Source organism: Komagataeibacter kakiaceti JCM 25156 (assembly GCF_000613305.1).
Map to the genome: position 1 here is coordinate 1 of NZ_BAIO01000746.1, position 874 is coordinate 874.

Consider the following 874-nt stretch of genomic DNA (forward strand, 5'->3'; position numbering starts at 1 on the left):
ATCACGGCATCCTCGCCACCGCCATCCGACCCCCCCCACCGTGCCGCCCAACGCCAGCCGTATCCGCCTTGCGCTGAGTGCCGCGCATACCGACGCATGATCGACCAGCTCGCCACCGCCATTCCCGCCGCCCTGCGGGCCTGCCCGTGACCATGCCCGCCGCGCTGCCCATCGCCTTCGTGCATGGCTGGGCCTTTGACCATACATTCTGGCAGGCGACACGCACGGCCCTTGAGCCATGGCGCACGCATGCGCTCGATTTCGGCTTTTTCAGCGCACGCACGGACATGACCCTGCCCGGGCAGCCCTATATCGGGGTCGGTCACTCGCTTGGCGCGCTGTGGCTGCTACGCCATCATGGCCCGCTCTGCCGGGGGCTGGTCCTGTTCAACGGGTTCAGCCGGTTCGGGGCCGCGCCCGGCTTTCCCGACGGGATCCCCCGCCGTGTGATCGAACGCATGCGGCAGGGCCTGCTGCGCGCGCCTGAAGGGCTGCTGCACAGTTTCCGCCTGCGCGCGGGCATTGAATCACCGCCACCACGCCATATTGAAAGCACGCGACTGGAAGCAGGCCTGCATGCCCTGATGGATATGGATTGCACGGATGACCTGATCGGGGCGACATGCCCCGTACAGGCCGTTGCCGGAACACGGGATGCCATCGCGCCGCCCGCCCTGACACGGGCCAGTTTCCCGGCAGGGGGCGGGACATCCATCCACTGGCTGGACGGCGGGCACCTACTGCCGCTCACCCACCCCGAAACCTGCGCCGACCTTATCAGGACCATGAGCCAACGGATACCCGCACCATGACGCGCAAGGACCGCATCGCCGCCCGTTTCGACGCCGCCCGGGATTATGAACGGGCGCCCGCG

General features: G+C 68.2%; 1 protein-coding gene. It reads left to right on the forward strand.

The genetic code is table 11. The annotated features are described in order from the left end of the window. Nucleotides 1-152: 152 nt before the first annotated feature. Nucleotides 153-812, forward strand: a complete 660-nt coding sequence (locus JCM25156_RS18550) for an alpha/beta fold hydrolase (RefSeq protein WP_034961180.1) — start codon at nt 153-155, stop codon at nt 810-812. Nucleotides 813-874: the final 62 nt, after the last annotated feature.

Coding starts and splice junctions, on each gene's coding strand:
- JCM25156_RS18550 (WP_034961180.1), top strand. CDS start 153: ATGCCCGCCGCGCTGCCCATCGCCTTCGTGCATGGCTGGGCCTTTGAC.